Source organism: Rossellomorea sedimentorum (assembly GCF_046237645.1).
GTDB lineage: Bacteria > Bacillota > Bacilli > Bacillales > Bacillaceae_B > Rossellomorea > Rossellomorea sedimentorum.
Genome location: NZ_CP143546.1, coordinates 2,209,783 through 2,227,866 on the forward strand (window position 1 = coordinate 2,209,783; position 18,084 = coordinate 2,227,866).

The 18,084-nt window shown below is 39.4% G+C and carries 17 protein-coding genes and 1 pseudogene; 4 read left to right on the forward strand and 14 right to left on the reverse strand.

Annotated features, from left to right (window positions below):
- The 3 genes from V1502_RS10895 to V1502_RS10905 form a co-directional block, all read right to left on the reverse strand.
- A complete protein-coding gene (locus V1502_RS10895; RefSeq protein ID WP_409250674.1) occupies nt 1-879 on the reverse strand; it encodes a carbohydrate ABC transporter permease in 879 nt (292 codons plus the stop codon).
- 68 nt (nt 880-947) lie between these two features.
- Entirely contained in the window at nt 948-2,207 is a 1,260-nt protein-coding gene (locus tag V1502_RS10900; RefSeq protein ID WP_409250675.1) for an ABC transporter substrate-binding protein, read from the reverse strand.
- Nucleotides 2,208-2,226: 19 nt separating this feature from the next.
- Nucleotides 2,227-3,345: an ROK family transcriptional regulator gene (locus V1502_RS10905; protein WP_409250676.1), complete on the reverse strand. Its 1,119-nt coding sequence runs from the start codon at nt 3,343-3,345 to the stop codon at nt 2,227-2,229.
- A gap of 317 nt (nt 3,346-3,662) precedes the next feature.
- Between V1502_RS10905 and V1502_RS10910 the strand changes: the two genes are divergently transcribed.
- A complete protein-coding gene (locus tag V1502_RS10910; RefSeq protein WP_409250677.1) occupies nt 3,663-4,133 on the forward strand; it encodes a tRNA (cytidine(34)-2'-O)-methyltransferase in 471 nt (156 codons plus the stop codon).
- A gap of 270 nt (nt 4,134-4,403) precedes the next feature.
- Here V1502_RS10910 and V1502_RS10915 read toward each other — a convergent pair whose 3' ends face one another.
- From V1502_RS10915 to V1502_RS10935, 5 genes are all read right to left on the reverse strand, one after another.
- Nucleotides 4,404-5,102, reverse strand: coding sequence for a phosphatase PAP2 family protein (locus V1502_RS10915; protein ID WP_409250678.1), 699 nt, complete (start codon nt 5,100-5,102; stop codon nt 4,404-4,406).
- A gap of 173 nt (nt 5,103-5,275) precedes the next feature.
- A complete protein-coding gene (locus V1502_RS10920) occupies nt 5,276-6,376 on the reverse strand; it encodes a metallophosphoesterase (protein ID WP_409250679.1) in 1,101 nt (366 codons plus the stop codon).
- Between the two features lie 518 nt (nt 6,377-6,894).
- Complete coding sequence (locus tag V1502_RS10925) at nt 6,895-8,088, reverse strand: hypothetical protein (protein WP_409250680.1); 1,194 nt, start codon at nt 8,086-8,088, stop codon at nt 6,895-6,897.
- A 415-nt stretch (nt 8,089-8,503) separates the two neighbouring features.
- Nucleotides 8,504-9,895: a sensor histidine kinase gene (locus V1502_RS10930; RefSeq protein ID WP_409250681.1), complete on the reverse strand. Its 1,392-nt coding sequence runs from the start codon at nt 9,893-9,895 to the stop codon at nt 8,504-8,506.
- 22 nt (nt 9,896-9,917) lie between these two features.
- On the reverse strand, nt 9,918-10,598 hold the full coding sequence (locus tag V1502_RS10935; protein WP_409250682.1) for a response regulator transcription factor: 681 nt from the start codon (nt 10,596-10,598) through the stop codon (nt 9,918-9,920).
- Nucleotides 10,599-10,781: 183 nt separating this feature from the next.
- Here V1502_RS10935 and V1502_RS10940 point away from each other — a divergent pair, with 183 nt between their 5' ends.
- Together V1502_RS10940 and V1502_RS10945 are read left to right on the forward strand one after the other, a co-directional pair.
- Nucleotides 10,782-11,123 (forward strand): PepSY domain-containing protein, encoded by a 342-nt coding sequence (locus V1502_RS10940; protein WP_409250683.1) that lies wholly within the window; start codon nt 10,782-10,784, stop codon nt 11,121-11,123.
- A 403-nt stretch (nt 11,124-11,526) separates the two neighbouring features.
- On the forward strand, nt 11,527-12,765 hold the full coding sequence (locus V1502_RS10945) for an NADH:flavin oxidoreductase/NADH oxidase family protein (protein ID WP_409250684.1): 1,239 nt from the start codon (nt 11,527-11,529) through the stop codon (nt 12,763-12,765).
- A gap of 170 nt (nt 12,766-12,935) precedes the next feature.
- Here V1502_RS10945 and V1502_RS10950 read toward each other — a convergent pair whose 3' ends face one another.
- The 6 genes and pseudogenes from V1502_RS10950 to V1502_RS10975 form a co-directional block, all read right to left on the reverse strand.
- The gene (locus tag V1502_RS10950) at nt 12,936-13,277 is read right to left on the reverse strand and encodes a hypothetical protein (protein ID WP_409250685.1); all 342 of its coding nucleotides are present in this window, start codon (nt 13,275-13,277) and stop codon (nt 12,936-12,938) included.
- Nucleotides 13,278-13,545: 268 nt separating this feature from the next.
- Entirely contained in the window at nt 13,546-13,941 is a 396-nt protein-coding gene (locus tag V1502_RS10955; RefSeq protein WP_409250686.1) for a hypothetical protein, read from the reverse strand.
- 179 nt (nt 13,942-14,120) lie between these two features.
- The gene (locus tag V1502_RS10960) at nt 14,121-14,561 is read right to left on the reverse strand and encodes a hypothetical protein (RefSeq protein WP_409250687.1); all 441 of its coding nucleotides are present in this window, start codon (nt 14,559-14,561) and stop codon (nt 14,121-14,123) included.
- 565 nt (nt 14,562-15,126) lie between these two features.
- Nucleotides 15,127-15,469, reverse strand: a pseudogene (locus V1502_RS10965) (GNAT family N-acetyltransferase).
- Nucleotides 15,463-15,618, reverse strand: a complete 156-nt coding sequence (locus V1502_RS10970; protein WP_409250688.1) for a GNAT family N-acetyltransferase — start codon at nt 15,616-15,618, stop codon at nt 15,463-15,465. Before V1502_RS10970 ends, V1502_RS10965 begins: the two are co-directional and overlap by 7 nt.
- Nucleotides 15,619-16,346: 728 nt before the next feature.
- Entirely contained in the window at nt 16,347-16,814 is a 468-nt protein-coding gene (locus V1502_RS10975) for a redoxin domain-containing protein (protein ID WP_409250689.1), read from the reverse strand.
- 414 nt (nt 16,815-17,228) lie between these two features.
- On the opposite strand from V1502_RS10975, the gene V1502_RS10980 reads away from it, so the two are divergent.
- Complete coding sequence (locus V1502_RS10980; protein ID WP_409250690.1) at nt 17,229-17,936, forward strand: hypothetical protein; 708 nt, start codon at nt 17,229-17,231, stop codon at nt 17,934-17,936.
- The last annotated feature ends 148 nt before the right edge of the window (nt 17,937-18,084 follow it).

The following is an 18,084-nucleotide window of genomic DNA, read 5'->3' on the forward strand; positions in this document are numbered from 1 at the left end:
TTATGCTCCTTTCTCTTTCATGATTCTTACATAGACTGTGGTTAGAATAATCACGAAGAATGCTATCAAATATGAAATGGTAGCACCTTTAGAATAGTCTAATTCAACGAAGGCTTTTAAGTATGCGTCATACGTTAAGGTAAGAGTACCGTTTGCCGGTCCTCCACGAGTTGTCGCATAAATGATATCGAACACCTTAAACATTTCCATCGTCCTCATGACCAATACTACAAGAATAGTAGCTTTCAAATGTGGCAATGTGAGATGAAAGAATCGCCCTAATGGACCAGCTCCATCCACTACAGCAGCTTCGTACATCGACTTATTAACCATTTGCATTGACGCAAGCATAAACATGACAACTAACGGCGTCATTTTCCAAGCGTCGGCAAAGATAATCATATTCATCGCTAACCATGGGTCTCCGAGCCAGGATTGGTATTCGCTAATAAACCCCAACTGACTTAACAATGCATTTAATGCCCCATACTCTGGATGATAAATCCATTTCCACAAAGCACCATTAACGATTGTGGGAACAGCCCACGGAAGAATAATGATAATTCGCAAGAAAGCCCTTCCTTTTAGATTTTCATTTATTAATAAAGCAATTAGAACTCCTAGAGATAATTCCACTATTAAGGAAAGAATCGTAAAGTAACCAGTTCTTCCCACAGTTTTCCAAAACTCAGCATCAGAAAGTATTGCAATATAATTAGCTAATCCGATGAACTGGTCGTAAGTAGGAGAAATTAACTTCATATCTTTAAACGTGTAAATGAACGTTTGAATTAGTGGAATTAAAACGACTCCGAAAACAAGCATGACCGCTGGTAATAGTATTGTTAATGCGAACCATTTTTCATTTCTAGATTTCATTGTTGATTCGCCTCCTTTATAAGAATAAAAGGAGGATTATCCTCCTTTTATCCGATTGACTCGATCTATTAATTGGTAATTTCATTTGCCTTATTCTGAATATTTGATAAAGCCTTAGGTGTCTTTTCACTACCTAATAAGGCTTTTTGAAGTTCAACCTGAATCACATTTGAGAACTCTCCATACCAAGGAACACGTGGACGATTGACAAGATTTCCGTATTGAATTTTAGAAACTTCAACTACTTCTGGACCAGTTTTCACAACTTCTTCATCTTCATATAGTGATTTCCAAATAGGTAAAGCATTTTTAGCGTAATTCTTTTGCACATCTTTAGAAGATAAGTATTCGATATATTTCCATGCTTCCTCAACATGCTTACTTCCTGTTGTAACAGATAATCCCATTCCACCATTTACACTTTTTCCAGTGCTTTGATTTGCACCTGGTACCGGAGAAATACCAACCTTGCCGGCTACACTTGATTCATTTTCATCATTAGCCATATTGAACATATAGGTCCAGTTTAAAGCAAATGCAGCATTTCCACTTGAAAATACACCACGTACATCTTCCTCTAAATACTGAGTAGATTTTGGATTTGAGATTCCATTATTTAAGCTGTCCACCATAAGATTAACCGCTTTCTCATTTTCAGGTGACGTTACCGTTGGATTTCCACTGTCATCAACCAGAGTCCCACCAAATGATCCCACTAGAGCGGTTACATCACAAACTAACGCCTCAGCTTGAGACCAACTCCAAACAATAGGATATTCAACAATCCCTTTATCTTTTATCACCTTCGCCTGTTCTATTAGTTCCTCCCAAGTTGCAGGTGGATTTTCGAAACCTGCACTCTTTAGCATCTCTTTGTTATAAAATAAAAATTTCGTATCATTTAACCATGGCATGCCATAATTCTTACCATCATAGCTAACCGAGTCTATGGCACCTTGGAACACATCGGATTTCACATCATCGGAGATTTTGTCAGAGACATCTTTCACAAATCCAGCTTGAGCGAATTTTGCTGTCCATGGAGCATCAATGATGACAACATCGTAACCCCCTGATTTAGCTGAAGTTTGAATTTTTTGTTCTAATGATTCATAAGGAACAAATGTTGGATTTACCTTGATACCAGGATTTTTTTCTTCAAATTCTTTCGTGATGTTTGTTACATCCTTTTCACTATACCCCGCTTGTTTCATAAAGAGCGCATTGAGTGTTACGCCTTCACCACTAGTTTTTTCATTGCTGGAAGAACATGCTGACATACCAAAAATTAATAAACATACCATTGCGACAGTCAACCACTTTTTCATACATATCTCCCCTTTGTTTTTATAATGATTCAAGCATTTCAAAAGCATAAGCCACGGCCCCTATTGCACCAGCATCTGTTTGAAATTGAGAAGACTCAATTTCAACAAAGAATGGAGTCCACTGATTTGCAAGCCCTTGAATATGTTGAATAATACCCTCCATCGATCGTGAAACGCCTCCACCAATAATTACTTTACTTGAGTTTAATAGACAAGATGCATTCGCAATTGCTATAGCTATGTTTAGTGTGAAATCTTTAATAGCTTCATGAGCTCTTTTATCGCCTTGATAATATTGCTCAAATAGTTCTTTGGGATTCATTCCATATTTAGAAAGTGCTGTTCCTGATGTTTTATTTTCAAAAGCACCAAACTCTCCTGGAACTCTCTGATAGCCGTTTTCAATATCCGACTTATCAACAAGATATCCTATTTCCCCGGCTGAGAAAGTTGCTCCTTCTACAATTTGACCGTTTGCATAAACCGCACTGCCTACACCTGTTCCAATGGCGATGAACAGTAAGTCTGAACAATCACGTCCTGCTCCAAATCTCAATTCTCCATACATTGCGCAATTTACATCATTGTTTAAAAAGCAAGGAAAATCAAAGTTTCCCTTTAAAAATTCTAAAAATCTAAATTCCTTCCATTTTAGAGCAGGAGAGTCGACTACAATTCCTTCTTTCGTATTTATTATGGAAGGAACGCCAATCCCCATGGCTGAAATAAGGTTAAGAGGTGTGTTCGAGCGATCTATGAAGTTATAGATTAACTCTACAATTTTTTTAGGATTCCTTTCAGTTGGATGTTCCTCTCTATATATGACTTCTCCATCTAAGTCTGTTACTACTAGTAAGATTTTTGTTCCCCCAATATCTACTCCAATACCAAAAGAACTTTTTGGATTAAAGAACAACTGAATTCCCTTGCGTCCACCCTCTTTCGTCGATTCACCATGTCCTTTTTCGAAAATAAGTTTCTTTTTAATAAACTCATCAACGATTCCAGAGACAGTAGATTTACTCAAACCCAGCTCTCTAGACAACGCTGCCCGTGAAACTGGCTGTTGGTTTCTTACTGAAGATAGAATTAAACGTCGGTTAATTTGCTTAATTAATTCATAGTCACCCTTTTTCAATGTTTCACCTCCATCTTTTTAAAGATAGTTTGTTCGCAGACCAAACCAACTAACTATAATTTATGTGTGAGCGTTACCAATTATCATTATTTTTTGAAAATTTTAACTGTAAAAAAAGTATACCTTAGAAATTAATATGATAATGGAGAATAAGACATTAAAAAAGTCTCTTCAAGAGGAGAAAAGACATAGGGAAAGGTCCCTTGTACCTTTGTTTAAAGACTGCTCACTGACGGTTCCCATAGCCCACTCCCCTTCATCCCTTTGGATCGTATGTTATAATACAAATGGAAAAATAGAGATAGAGGTGACCACCCTTGGCTATACATGTTGTACTATATCAACCCGAAATTCCCGTTAACACCGCTAATATCGCTCTTACTTGTGCCGTAACGGATACAGCTTTGCACTTAATCCGGCCGATCGGCTTCTCGACAGATGAAAAAATGATTAAACGGGCGGGTTTGGATTACTGGCAGTCTGTCAACATCACGTACTATGACTCTTTGGAGGAATTCTTCTCAAAGAACCATGGGGAGTTCTATTATATAGAAACAATCGGTGAAAAAGCTCATTCTTCTTTTGATTTCAGAGATGTATCAAAAGAACATTATTTTATGTTCGGAAAAGAAACAACAGGATTACCTGAAGATCTACCGGAAAAATACACCGGCCACTTCCTTAGAATCCCGATGAATGGTAACGTTCGTTCACTGAACCTTTCTAATACAGCCTCTATATTGGTGTATGAGGCATTGCGCCAGCAGGGATATCCGAATTTAACGTAAAAAAATCTTCCAGCGTGGAAGATTTTTTTATATTTATCAAGCTTGATCAGGAATCCTCAGACTTGCTAACGCTAAAGAGCAATCAGAAGAAAAGATATATGGACTGAATTGCGTGAGGTGAGTATTATCTTGATCACTTTTAGCCAAGTTTCGAAAAGTCACCGGACGAAATTTGGTAACTATTGATAGATGTAATAAAGGAATCCGTGCATATAAAAATACAAACGGATTCCTTTTTTTTTGACCCTTTTCTCTTATATAAAATATAACTCAATCTTTAGGATTAATACTATCTTTCTTCCCCTTTTTGACCAATAGGGTTTCCAGACTAAATATACATACCAGGAGCCAGAGAATCCCTATTGCTAACCCTGCAAGGATATCTGTAAAGAAGTGAACATCTATAAAGATCCTGCTCGCTGCAATCGCAAGTATCCATATCGACAAAAAGGTGATCCATACTGTTTTTGACATTTTGGTCAGATTGCTACGGCCAACTAAATAGATGATGTATCCATATAATGCGACAGCACCCGTTGTGTGGCCGCTGGGAAAACTGAATCCCGTTCCATCATATTGAGATAAAACCTCGGGCCTTTCTCTCTCGAAAAGCAACTTTAAACCTTTCGTCAACGCACTTATGCCTACCATGTTTATGAATAGAAAGATGATGAACCAGTTGCTCCTTCTCGAAAAGATAAGATATGCCGTTAGTATTCCGGTTCCCACAACGAGCGATATGACCGCCCCCGTCTCTGTTATGTATCCCATCAAACTTGATATAGTAGGTGTATTAATGGAGGCAACAAACTGCCCGACGGTTTGATCCACTGCAAATTTTTCATCTTCCAATACATCTTCCGCAAGTGATATGAACAAATAAGTTGTCGAAAAAATAGCTATAAAACCTGCGGCTAAAAGAGCGATCACTCTTTTTCTCAGGCGATTTAATTCCGTATGTTTAAGCAAGTTTCATCCTACCTCCCAGTAAAGAAGCATTTCTTTACCTTATATCCTGAGGCAACCATGTATAAACTAAATGATCGTAAGAATAGGAGATGGATCTGCTCTTCAGTATGAGCCTTAATTCGACCAGCTTTCAGCCAACCTTATGGAGGACCTGGCAGCGGAATGTTCCTCCCCTACTCGAACTCAACCTCAATACTGACAATCTCAGACCGGGTACCAATCCGAATCGGCGGTCCCCAAAAGCCGAACCCTGATGTGACGATGGAGTGCATCGGCCCCTTTTTCAGATGACCCCAGTCATTTTCATAGATGGCATCCGTAAGCAGGTTGCCGGGGAAAATCTGTCCGCGGTGTGTATGGCCGGACACCATCAAGTCAATGCCTAATTGTTGTGCTACATTTAGCTCGTAAGGCTGATGGTCGATTAAGATGATTGGTTTTTCAGTGTTTATTCCATTCGTAAGCAAATTCAAAGCCAGCCTGTCACGGTCGATTCGGTCTTTGCGTCCGATCAGCGTGAAATCCCCTTGCACGTCTACCGTTTCGTCATACAGTACATTGATTCCCCCGCGCTCCAAGGCATCGATCAGTTCCTTCATTGTGCCATCATGTCTGTCGTGATTGCCAAGTGATGCATAGATTCCCATCGGGGTATGGAGCTTGGATAATACCTTGTCTATCTCCTGGTCGAGGAACGGCTGCACGTCATCGTCAAAAAGATCACCTGGCAAAAGGATAATATCCGGCTTGAGCCCGTTGGCTTTCTCGACAAAACGTTCTGCATGATTTTTATTCGACAACAGCCCAAAGTGCATATCCGCCGCCATCACGATATGAAGCGAATCGAGTGAAGAAGAGCCTTTTTCAATCTGTATATCATAATTTCGTACGACAGGGCTGAATGCGTTAAAGCTGCCGTATGCCATAAAAAAGATCAGGAGCCCCAGCGTAATGAATCCCACCCACTTCTGCGTTCCATGCCGCGGCAGCCGGGTGAGCCGTAAGAGGATGACCGTCACATGAGCAAGCGGAACCAGGAGTAACAGTAAATAAAAACAGGCCATCCAGTAGGCTCCTATAATATTGATAAAAGTGAGCCCGGTCAGGCGGCCGACGATAAACGAACTGGCTGCCAGCAGAACGACCAGGCTATAGAGAATCTTGAATCGTCTGCTTGATGACTCCGGACGCAGCCAGTGCAGCCCCCTCCAGCCGATATAGTAGACGAGACCGCCGTAAAGCAATAACGAGATAATAAAAACGAGAATGAACATATGTATTTTCCTTGCTCCTTTTTCTGGTATTTTTAAAGTTTGGTTTGTTTGGAGCGTTTTAGGTCATAGATACCGATGGTTACACATACGAAGACACCTAATATAAGGATGCTAGTTAAAAACCAGTGGTCTCCCGACTGCATAAAGCTGCCATTCAAACAAAGTGCTGCTATCAAGGACGCGGGACAATACGGAAAGTACTTCTAAGTTGTTTTTCTCTCTTCCATTGATATCGCCCTTTAGCACAACTTTAAAAAGAGGAAACAAAAAAACATTGAGGTAATCAATATGTATTCACTCCACCTGATTTCATGGGGCACCATCCAATTGATAAGCAGTTACTATTGTAAAATAGGAAAGTGCTTATACCATGCTTCTTTTTACCATTTTTTTATCCCTCATCATTTTACTCTTTTGCATCGCTTTTTTCTTTTTCCGAGAACCGGTTCAACAAAGCTTCACATTTTCACACATGAAAATGGCCGGCTCCACTCTTTTACTGGAAACCGACCTTTTATTCAACGGAAAGTTAATTCGGTTACTGTCCGTGTTTCTGCATTCAATTTGAATTCCATCGTGTGAGGCGCATCTCCATATAGCGTTTCGATTTTCACATCCCATATGTTCTCCTGTTGGTTAAAGGAAATGCTGCTCCTGGGTGTCTCTTTTAACGCCTTAATATATTCTGACTCCTTCACCTTTTCTTCGACCCCATATTTCTCGTGACCAACAGAATCGCCAATATGTGAAGCTACCCATTCATCAATTTCTAAAGACTGTCTTCTGGCCACATCTAACACCGTAGATTGATTTAGCGCTTCCTCATACTTCAATGCGTCGAACAAGAAGTGTTTGAACGGGCCGCACTTATAGGCATACCGGTTTTCCTTCACTTCTTTGCTAGCGCATACATCCACCACAATCGCTTTAACGGGGAGCTTGTCGTTTTCGACTTTAAATATTCCTGCTGTATTGACTTGGTAATTGCTGTCCCCTATCGTGTCATAGACAATCCGCTGTCCGTCTGTCCTGAACTGATAAAATTTTTCTCCGGGGAAGTCAAGCATTGAGCTGGTAATGAGGTCCAGATTCCCCAATACGAGCCCTGCATCTGTAAACATGAAATCATTCAGGTACTCCTCATCCTCCTCCCTCACCTTATACCTTGTGACTTCAAAGGTCTTCCTGTCATGGGAAAGGTCAATACTGTAGTTAACGGTCCCTTCATGAGTCTCCTCTGCCAGCCCCATGCTAAGATAGTTATATCTTCCATCCTGATGAATAGTCATTTCCAGGCCCCTCAACTCGACCGTATCATGCTCCATATCAAACTCATCTTTTATATGCTGTAATTCAGCCATTAAGCTGCCACTATAAAAATTGTCATCCAGTACATCCACATAATGTGTCCGTTCAAAAATGATGCTTTCTATTTGAGGAATCATGATACTGAGCACCATTAGTCCCCAACCAAAACTGGCAGCAGTAAATTTCGGTTCAACATTGACCTTGAGTTTTCGGAACAACAATAGGATAACGACAAAGCCCAATGGCAGTCTCAGCTCATTGAAATCCAGAAAAAATGCACCCAGAAACGTGAATCCAAACAGTTTTATGAGCAAATAAGGTTCATCTTCTTTCGACTTACGATATAAAATCACCACCACGATTGTGGTGAGAAGGAGCAGAATCATTTGTGTTATGTTGTTCATCACGGCCACCTTTATAATCCCTTTATTAATTACCTTAACCTTACCGATTGAATTTGTTCTCTGGTTTTATAGAACTGAAGCTTAAATCTTTATAAAACTCTATAGAATTTTTTCATGTAATTCATCTGCCAATCACTTCAATCCAGGCAGCAAACCCCTTCATTCTTATTCTATAAAAATAGAAAATATCCTTTTTACCAAAACCATATTCACATAAGGTAAGGTTCACCCAATTTATATGGTAAGATGACAAATGGTTGGAAAAATTCATATTATTTAAATTAGGTAAAGTCATCCAAAGAGATCTACATTGGAGGCTATTAAATAACCTACGAACTAGTTGCGCACTATATGAAATAACCCTTTCACACTTTAAAGCACTAAGAGGGACAGTCCCTCTTAGTGCTTTAAAGCGTTAAATTAGTTTGGTTCCTTTCACAGGAAAGCGGACGGTGAATATTGATCCTTCTCCCGGTTCACTTTCAACATTAATCGTGCCGTTATGGTTTTCAATCAGCTCTTTGGCAATCGATAATCCGAGGCCCGTACCACCAGTATGACGGGAACGATTTTTATCTACACGGTAAAAGCGGTTAAAGATTTTATGTTGTTCCTCTTTGGGTATTCCAATTCCTGTGTCACATACACGAAGGATGATTTGAGCTCCTTCCTGTTTCAGTTGAACGGTGACTGTCCCTTCATGAGTATATCTCATGGCATTATCTATTAGAATAACGGCGATTTGTCTAAGCTGTTCTTCATCGCCTGTCATTATGAGATTGTCCTTTAGATCTGTCAGAAGTTTTACATTGTCCTTATCCTCAATCTGGTTCACCACACCTTCTATAACAGCTGTTACATTCACCTTTTCTTTCTTGCTTTCAACATTCTCATTCCTTGCGATCGTTAACATCTGGACCATGATTTTTTCCATTCTGGCGCTTTCCTCATCCATTGCATTAATCGAGTTTTCCATAACTTCAGGGCGGTCTTTTCCCCAGCGTTTCAGTAATTTAAGATGTCCTCTAAACGCAGTGAGCGGAGTTCGCAGTTCATGGGAAGCATTGGATACAAAGCTTTTTTCCCGTTCGAATTGTTCCTCCATCTGTTGAAGCATCTCGTTGAAGGTGGTAGAGAGTTCGCGCAGTTCTTCAGGTTTCTCTGGAACAGGAAGTCGTTTCTTAAGTTCCCCAGGACCTTTCATGCGATCAATGGTGTCGGTAATTAATAACAGAGGCTTTAGACTTCGCTTAGCTAGAAGAGAGATCAGAACCGAACCTGCAATTAAGCTGATGAATCCGGTGACCAGGAGAATCTGCAGCAGCAACTCCAGAAATTCCCCTTGCTCTTCCAACTGAACATAAATCTGAATACTCCCCCTCTCCCCGTTCACCTGCCAGGGGATACTACTAGAATAGAAGAAACCTTCCTCTTCATTGAACACGAGTTGTTCCAGCCAGGTAATCCTCAACAGGTCTTCGTCTGCGAGCAATTCTTCCCACCCTCTTGAACGGGCCAGTACTTCTTCCCTCCGGGTGATCTCCACGAAATAATCCGCATTCTCAGGATAAAGAATGTTATCCAGAGCTTGTCCTATGTTCGTTTCATCTTCTTTCACGACTGCTTTTAACTGTTTTTCCATTGAAGACAGCTCATTTTTTGTGTCTTGAAACAGGAAATAACCCACAGCACTGAGCACCGCAATACCGATAAAAAACAGTACGGTGATAAAATACCACACGTACCAAGAAGTAAATTGATAAACAAGCGAGTTTCTATTTTTCTTCCAATGCATTAATTGTTTCAATGTATCCACTCCAGCTACCCTATTATGAAGATCGGAGGATATACCCAATTCCTCTTACAGTATGAATCAACTTCGGTTCATACTCCCGGTCCACTTTATTCCTAAGATACCGAATATAAACATCCACCACGTTGGTTTCCCCGGCAAATTCATATCCCCAAACGGCGGATAGTAACCAATCCCTGCTAAGTGCTTCACCCTTATGTTTCATTAAAAATACCAGGAGGTCGAACTCGCGCTGCGTCAGCTCGATATCATGTCCTTCACGTGTTACCTGCCTGCTTTTCAAATCGACTATAAGATTTTCAACCTGCAGTACTTCATTTTCTTTTTTCCCCTTATGCCGACGCATCACTGCCCGAATCCTTGCGAGAAGTTCCTCTATTTCAAAGGGTTTTGTAATATAATCATCCGCCCCTCGGTCAAGCCCGGCTATCTTATCCCCTATATAATCTCGGGCTGTTAGAATGATGATCGGCACATCGCTTTTTTTCCGAATCCGCCGGCATACTTCAAGACCATCCAGACCGGGCAGCATCCAATCAAGGAGCACAACACTGAATTCCTTTTCTGTAAAATAGTCCAGCGCTTGAGAACCATCTTCTACCGCTGTGACTTCATACCCTTCATGTTCAAGCTCAAGCCTGATGAACTGAGAAACATTGATTTCATCTTCAACAAGCAGGATTGTACTCTTTTGCAAAAAATCACCTCAATTAGACTTATCTATTATTCTATCTTCCCTTTAAGAGGATTCAATAAATAGAAAATGAGAATTTCATGAGAAAATCTTCATAGGTTTCTCATCTTTCTATTCTTTTTTTCTAATATTTAATGAGTAAAATAGGGTTTGTAAGATCGATTAACAAAAATAGGAGTGATTTCAATGAAACTCGATAAAAAATATATTATTATTGGCGGCGTTACTTTAAGTATTCTGGGAGGCGGACTTCTGGCTGCAGAATCTGACATGGTTGAAAATGCTTTCGCAGCAGATCAAAGCAAGCTCGTTGAAAAAGCGGATATCAAAGAAGATGAAGCGAAAGAAATTGCTCTTGCCGAGGTACCAGGAGAAGTAACTGAGACAGAAGTTGAAGAAGAAGACGGAAAAATCATCTATGAATTTGAGATAAAAACCGAATCAGGAGAAACCGAAGTTGAAGTAGACGGTATGTCAGGCGAGGTACTTGAAGTTGAAACTGAAGACGAAGACGAAGACGAGGACTAAGATGAAGAAGCGGGACGGAGGGACAGGTAAACTGTCCCAGCCGTTACTCCGCTAAAAAGCACTCTAAACAGTGTTTCTTCTTCATTTTTAATTCTACCTTTTAACCCGCCGAGCATACCTCTAACCTTTCGAGAAATTATCTCTCTTTTAAAATCTAATCCACTTTAGCAAGCGAGCCCTTTGTCCAGAGATAAAGACTTACGTTGAGCGTTTATTGTCATTCTGTTCTAGCAACAAGTAAGCTATTTTTACCATCTTTCTCTCTCAAATTCTATCCATTTTTCAAAATTAAGATTACCTTCAATAAGAAATCCCCTCACCAAAGAGTGTGCAAAGTTGATTTACACCTTCTTCAACCTTAATAATAAAGAGAAGATTTAATTTACACAGAGGTGAAGGACAAGTGAAAAACAACGCACACCCCCTATCTGAACAATTAACCCTTCCTAATGGAAGCATTATAAAAAACCGTTTTTTCAAATCGGCGATGAGTGAGGCCCTTGGAACCAAAGATCACGACGCATCACCTAATCTCATCACCTTATATGATACCTGGGCTGACGGAGGGACAGGACTTGTGGTGACAGGAAATGTCATGATTGACAGAAGTGCTCTCGGTGAAGCCGGGAACGTAGTCATTGAGGATGAAAGAGATATCGAGATGCTCAGTGAGTGGGCCAAGGCTGGAACGAAGAATGGCACTCATTTGTGGATGCAGTTAAACCATCCCGGAAAGCAGTCACCGAGAACTTTGTCCAAAAAACCTGTAGCCCCTAGTGCCATACCGCTTTCCGGAAATCTGAAAAAATTCTTTAATGAACCGAGAGCTCTTGGCGGAGAGGAAATACAGGAATTGATCGTCCGGTTTGGAAACGCGGCCAAGGTCGCTCAAAAAGCCGGGTTTACCGGTGTGCAAATCCATGGAGCTCATGGTTATCTCATCAGCCAGTTTTTATCTCCCTATCATAACCGGCGCAATGATGAATGGGGCGGCAGTTTGGAGAATCGAATGAAGTTTCTACTTGAAGTCTATCATGAGATCCGCAAACAGACCGGCGAGGATTTCCCAATAGGCATCAAATTGAATTCTGCCGACTTCCAGCGAGGCGGTTTTACGGAAGAGGAATCGTTGGAGGTCATTCGCAGCCTGGCTAAAACGGGCATAGATCTTATCGAAATCTCAGGCGGGAATTATGAGAATCCTATGATGCAGGGAGCAAATGTCAAAGAAAGCACAAAGAAACGGGAAGCCTATTTCCTGGAATTCGCCTCAAAGGTAAGGGAAATCGTGTCTACTCCATTGGTCGTCACGGGAGGCTTTCGTTCTGAAAAGGCTATGACGGACGCAGTTGCTCAGGGTGAAATTGATATGGTGGGAATCGCCAAGCCGCTTGCCCTGATTCCTGACCTCCCAAATCAAATCCTTCAAGGAGCCTATGAGACTATACAGTTAAAACCGATGAAAACAGGATTGAAATGGCTCGATAAATCTGCGTCAATGTTAGAGATTGTCTGGTATGAGCAGCAGCTGGCACGAATGGGAAAGGGAAAAACGCCTAAACCCGACCATAGTGTGTGGCTGGCATTATTGCACACCATTACCACCAACGGAACTGCTGTCTTCAAAAAACGACGAGGCTAAAACAGTTGAGATCCTTTCACACTTTAAAGCACTAAGAGGGACAGTCCCTCTTAGTGCTTTAAAGCGTTAAAATGCAGTACAGAACAACCGTATATCATTTATTATTCTTTTAAATTGCCAACTAAATGCAGCCATAAAATAAAGAGCCATCACTTTCGTGGCTCTTCTGCTTATGATTTATAGATTTCTGGCAAAACAGTCTCCATATAGTTTCCGTAACCCTCCATAATGGGGAGTCCCTGGTCCATCAATTCTGTCCAGATTCTGTGGTCCAGGTTGTACAACCCCTTAAAGCGCAGCACTTCAAGCTCTTGATTGGACAGTTTCACTTCGTAATATTGTTCGTTGTTCTTTACGACCACTTCATAGTCCTTGAGTTTCATAATGTATACCTTATAATCCAAATCCCATTCATGAAGCTGCCTTTCAATCAATTCTGCTACATGCTTAAGAAAATCCTCATCATTCATGATTTGCGCCATATAGGTTCTGACGATATTATTGATATTCATGAGCTTTCCTCCTGGTGGTAATTCTAAAGGTCTCACACTCAGTGTTCCCTTCCTGAAATACCTTGAAACGCTTTAGCGCTCACTGAATATAACCCGGAATTATTTAACAAACTACCTCTCTGCAAAAAGCTGTATGCGGTTATTTGGTCACATAGCATATGGAATTATCGGTACGACCAGCACAAAGATGCCACGCGCTTGAGAGCTGCCTGGCATCTTTCTTATTCCTCAAACTAAACAATTCTTCCTCCAAAGACCGTCCCAGTAACTAGCTTTCGTACCGTTTCTTATACAACTCATGCGCTTTCTTAAGAAAGTCCCCTCTCCCTTGGTCTTCCACCCACAGCTCGATTAACTTATGCACATTATCATTTTCATCTGACGAACGTTCAAAAGAATGAAACCATCTGCTGGCTTTTTCCATCTCACTGATTTGCCGGTCAATCCAGGAATCTTTGAGCATGTTGATATCACTCTCTGTTAAGGAAAATTTCTCAATATTATCCCGGTATTTCGGAAAGGCTACATAGTTCTCCCAGCTGGGAAAAATGCCATTTCTCAGGAAGGCTTCCATATGCACTTCCACCACTGCATCTAAAATCTTTCGCTTCGTCCCCGGACCGATGGGTATCTTCAGTTTACCGCCAAACAAACTATACTTCATGGAAGTGGCTCCTCTCCGATGTTTGTTAGCTATAGAAAGTTTGTTGTAATGATATTCATCCGATTCGAGTTTATTACTTGCTTATGAATATTAAGCGATGATATCTTAGGGCAGAATTCAGTTAAAACTTGACCCTTTCATTAGGCCGAAACAGGTTTATCAATAGAGAGAAGGTTTTTTTATTGTTCATATACCTTTACGAATACCGAACCGTGTAGCTTGTCATCCACATAAGCATCCAATTTCCACATACCACTTTTGGGCAGCGACATCATTGAATTAGTATGAGCATCTGCACCGTTGTGAGCGCCTCCTAATCTTAAACCTTCAATAATAACAATCTCTTCATCTGATTTACTATGAGTAGCAGTAACCTTCAAGTCCCCCTTTAACTTTTCTGGATTCCCCCACAAATGCCACATATACTTATTTTCTTTATCAGGATAGAACCGCGTCACTTCAGTATCATCATAAATAAACCCTAGTTTGTCTTTGACCCCAATCATTTTATAGTTTCCAGATTCAAAGATACTGCTTTCCTCCCATTTCTCTCCACCACAGCCGGTTAACAAGAATAAAGTTAGAATAAAAAGCACCAACCGAACAGAATGATTAATCATCAATATCCCCCTTTTAATAACACAAATGACAAACAAACAATGATTCAAAATTCTGCAATACTCTTGCTGTCTTTTTAATGAAGTCCTCATTTAGGAATTAGACGAAAACGAATACAAAAAGTTACCAATTATTTCGATAACCTGCCTACATAATGGAATAAATCCAGCATACTCAACGTCCCTTAAGAACAATAGTGAATTAGGAAATATCTATGTACCAAGGTAGATTTATTTACTCCTCTACCAACGGATTTTTGTATTCAGGTACACTATTAGTTTCTAAGACAATCCCATTTGGTGAAATTTACAGAGTCTGCTCCTTTCGTTCAATAAATAACTTCGACAAAAAGAAGCGTTAACCTTTCTTGGATCAACGCACCCGTTAGAGTAGAAAAAGCCTATTATTCACACAAACTAAAGACTCTTTCAAATTCACATCTATTATTAGTCACTCTTTCACTATCTTCCCTCCTAATCCTCTTCACTAAAAATCATATCGCTGGACCAAAAATATTCCCCATTTAAATACTTACCTATCATTTTTCTCAGGAGAGCATAAGGATGCTTATATTATACGAGTATAGTAAGCTACATCGGCAACTCTACCGTGTAAATGCGATTCAGGCAACACCGCTACCAAAGTAAATCCGAGTTTTTCAATTAACTTTTTTGACTTCATATTTTTATTATCTATGGTGGCAGATAGGCGTTTAAGGTGTAATGTGCTTTTGCAATGCTCAATGACCGCGGAAACCGCTTCCCCAATGCTCTTTCATGAAGCGATAACCAATTTCGCCAAGATAACCTTCTGCTATTTCTGGAATCATGACATCACCGATGAATTCATCAGTATCTTTTAATGCGACCGTCCATTTTGTTTCAGTACGATTCCTAACCATTTCTAACATTGAGTGTTCATCACGAGGGGATTACTTCCAAGGAATTCTCTTACTTCCTCATTGTTAAACATTTTAAGCATATTGGGAATGTCTTTTTCCGCTCTCGGACGTAAAATCAATCGTTCTGTTTGAATTTTCGGTGCTTCTTTTTTTGCCATGATTTATTCCAGCCTTTCGACATTATATTAATCTATAAATGTGAACGGTATTTAACTTCATCGTTTGTATTTCCTTATGAAATTTATAATGATACCGATTATTTGGATTCCTTCATCAGGTAACCTGCTCCTTTAACTTAATACCAATTATTTCAAAATCGAGCAATTACTCAAGATAAACTTTAGATAAAAAAAAGCTCATCCTGTTTCTAGATAAGCCCTCGTTAATTTAAGTACATTACTTCACATAGTATATTTACAAGATGAAAAACATAATCACGTTAATAAATACGAGAGTTATTATTAAACCCAATACAAAGTTTTTTACAGTAAATTGCATGCTGCCATTCTTCATTCCCCTAAATACTAAAGTTGATATGAGTAATAGGAGTAATATAATTGGAGTTGTCACTATTTCACCTCTATTTTCTAAGTAACTTCTTCTACTCTTCTACCTTATATATTACCACAAAAACCCAGTCTTCTTGGAAAGTTCCAACTTTTTTAAAACATAAACAAAGAGGCAGTCCGGCAATTTTTCATTTAGTATATGACTGCTTCACTTCATCATTTCCATTTTATTAAATTAATCTAAATAGTAGCCTGTTTTCACACAGGGTAGAGAATATCGCCAATTCGTCAACAGAAATGAAATGAATGCTATTATTTCACTGATAAAAAAAAAGAGACAGTTCACCTGTCCCTTCTTCCTGCTAACTTCAATAATTTTATTTTAGCGACAACTTTCCACACTCTTGCAGCAATTCATCATATACTTGTTTTTCCCGAGGGTTAAAGTCCACATTTTTATAAGTGATTTCCCCATTCTTATCGATCAAGAAACAAGAACGAATCGCCACTTCATCTTTTTCATTAAATACGTGGTACTTCTTCACCGTCTCTTTATGCCAGTCTGACAACAAAGGATACGGCAGTGTTCCCAGGCTCGCTTCAAATACATTATGTGAATATATATGATCCACGCCTATAGCGAGTATTTCCGTATCGGTATTCTCGAATTCTTTATAGTCCTCTTTCCAAGAGGTCAGTTCCGTAATTCAGCCAGGGGTGAAATTTAGTGGATAAAAGGCCACAAGGACATTCTTCTTTCCACGGTAGTCCGATAAGGAGATCTTCTCTTTTCTTGTAGATGAAAGTGTAAAATCAGGAGCTTTCTCCCCTACATTTAGTTCCATGTGTTTTCCCTCCAATCATTTTAAAACTTCATAAATTTATTCTTCCCTTTAACACGTTTTTAAAACTTCTTATACCGCTCGCCTGATGAGCAAAACTTCTCTAATAAGGACATGCTCAATTCTAAACTCTCAATGACCGCTTTGATTATGGTCTCCAAACGAACCCCATATATTAGTCATTCCTTCCTTTGCTTTGATACTGACTGGGCATAAAATGTACCCTTATCTATTCGTCATGCAAATTAGATTTTGGCGCAGCAATTTGGGGCTCATTTCTTTTAGCCTTAAGACTTACAAAGAAATAACAGGTAAAAGTCCATGAATAGTCATCTAGAAAGCAAAGATGAGATGGAAACTTATGTTAGTATATAAAATAATAACTGTTAAATTGATTCGTTGAACAGGAGTGGGGAAATGAGAGTAAGATATTTTAATATAGTAATGGTCTTTATACTTATCATTGTCATTGTTTTCGGGTTTCAACAGTATTTAATAAAACAAAGATATGAAAGCTACTTATCGTTACAGGTTGCAAACGATATGTCCAAATTATATTCAGCAGTCTTTAACAATAAACAGATTTACGAAAAGATAATCAGTTCCGAAACAATAAGCTTAAAACAAGCAGAGCAGTTGTATAATAACAATTATTCAATTGTGAGAGTCACTCAGGAATACCAAGAATTAGCTCTTCAACTAAAACGCGTGGAAATGAGTGAATTGGGTAATCTTCCAGCTAGTAATGCTGGTAGTATTGCTTTTTTCTTCAGGTTGTTAATTTGGGATATCGCTGGCAAAGAAGGGATAAGCGATAGTCATTATGCCTTCAATCTCCCCTACGAATTACCACCATCCAAGCATTACAAGCTGGAGTCAGAAGAGTTAGGGAAAATTGTAAAAGTAAAAGAATTAAATGATGCTTGGACAAATGCTTTCGTCCAAAACATAGAAGGAGTTTCGAATGAAGGGAAATTTGACTCTGAGCTTTATTATGAAGCATACAGAGAAAAAGGGATTACACATGATTTCTGGTCTGAAGTTGTAAAGGATATGGATATAAAGACAGATAGATATCTGAAAAGCAATAACCATATAGGGAATATTAAATCTTTATTATATTAACTTTCCAAGTTAAGGATTCTTTCATTAAAATTGTTCGGTCAAAGGCAAAAGGCGCAGACCTTTTTATGCCGAATGCCATTATCATTGGCCTAGTTAATAGCAATTGATACCTGTTAATTAAAAAACCTGAAACCTTCCTTCGCGTGAA

Bases quoted from the DNA above. Each gene is read 5' to 3' on its own strand.
- V1502_RS10970 (WP_409250688.1), bottom strand. From the start codon at position 15,618: ATGGCAAAAAAAGAAGCACCGAAAATTCAAACAGAACGATTGATTTTA.
- V1502_RS10955 (WP_409250686.1), bottom strand. From the start codon at position 13,941: ATGAAGTATAGTTTGTTTGGCGGTAAACTGAAGATACCCATCGGTCCG.
- V1502_RS10895 (WP_409250674.1), bottom strand. From the start codon at position 879: ATGAAATCTAGAAATGAAAAATGGTTCGCATTAACAATACTATTACCA.
- V1502_RS10980 (WP_409250690.1), top strand. From the start codon at position 17,229: ATGAGAGTAAGATATTTTAATATAGTAATGGTCTTTATACTTATCATT.
- V1502_RS10925 (WP_409250680.1), bottom strand. From the start codon at position 8,088: ATGAACAACATAACACAAATGATTCTGCTCCTTCTCACCACAATCGTG.
- V1502_RS10940 (WP_409250683.1), top strand. From the start codon at position 10,782: ATGAAACTCGATAAAAAATATATTATTATTGGCGGCGTTACTTTAAGT.
- V1502_RS10960 (WP_409250687.1), bottom strand. From the start codon at position 14,561: ATGATTAATCATTCTGTTCGGTTGGTGCTTTTTATTCTAACTTTATTC.
- V1502_RS10900 (WP_409250675.1), bottom strand. From the start codon at position 2,207: ATGAAAAAGTGGTTGACTGTCGCAATGGTATGTTTATTAATTTTTGGT.
- V1502_RS10950 (WP_409250685.1), bottom strand. From the start codon at position 13,277: ATGAATATCAATAATATCGTCAGAACCTATATGGCGCAAATCATGAAT.
- V1502_RS10920 (WP_409250679.1), bottom strand. From the start codon at position 6,376: ATGTTCATTCTCGTTTTTATTATCTCGTTATTGCTTTACGGCGGTCTC.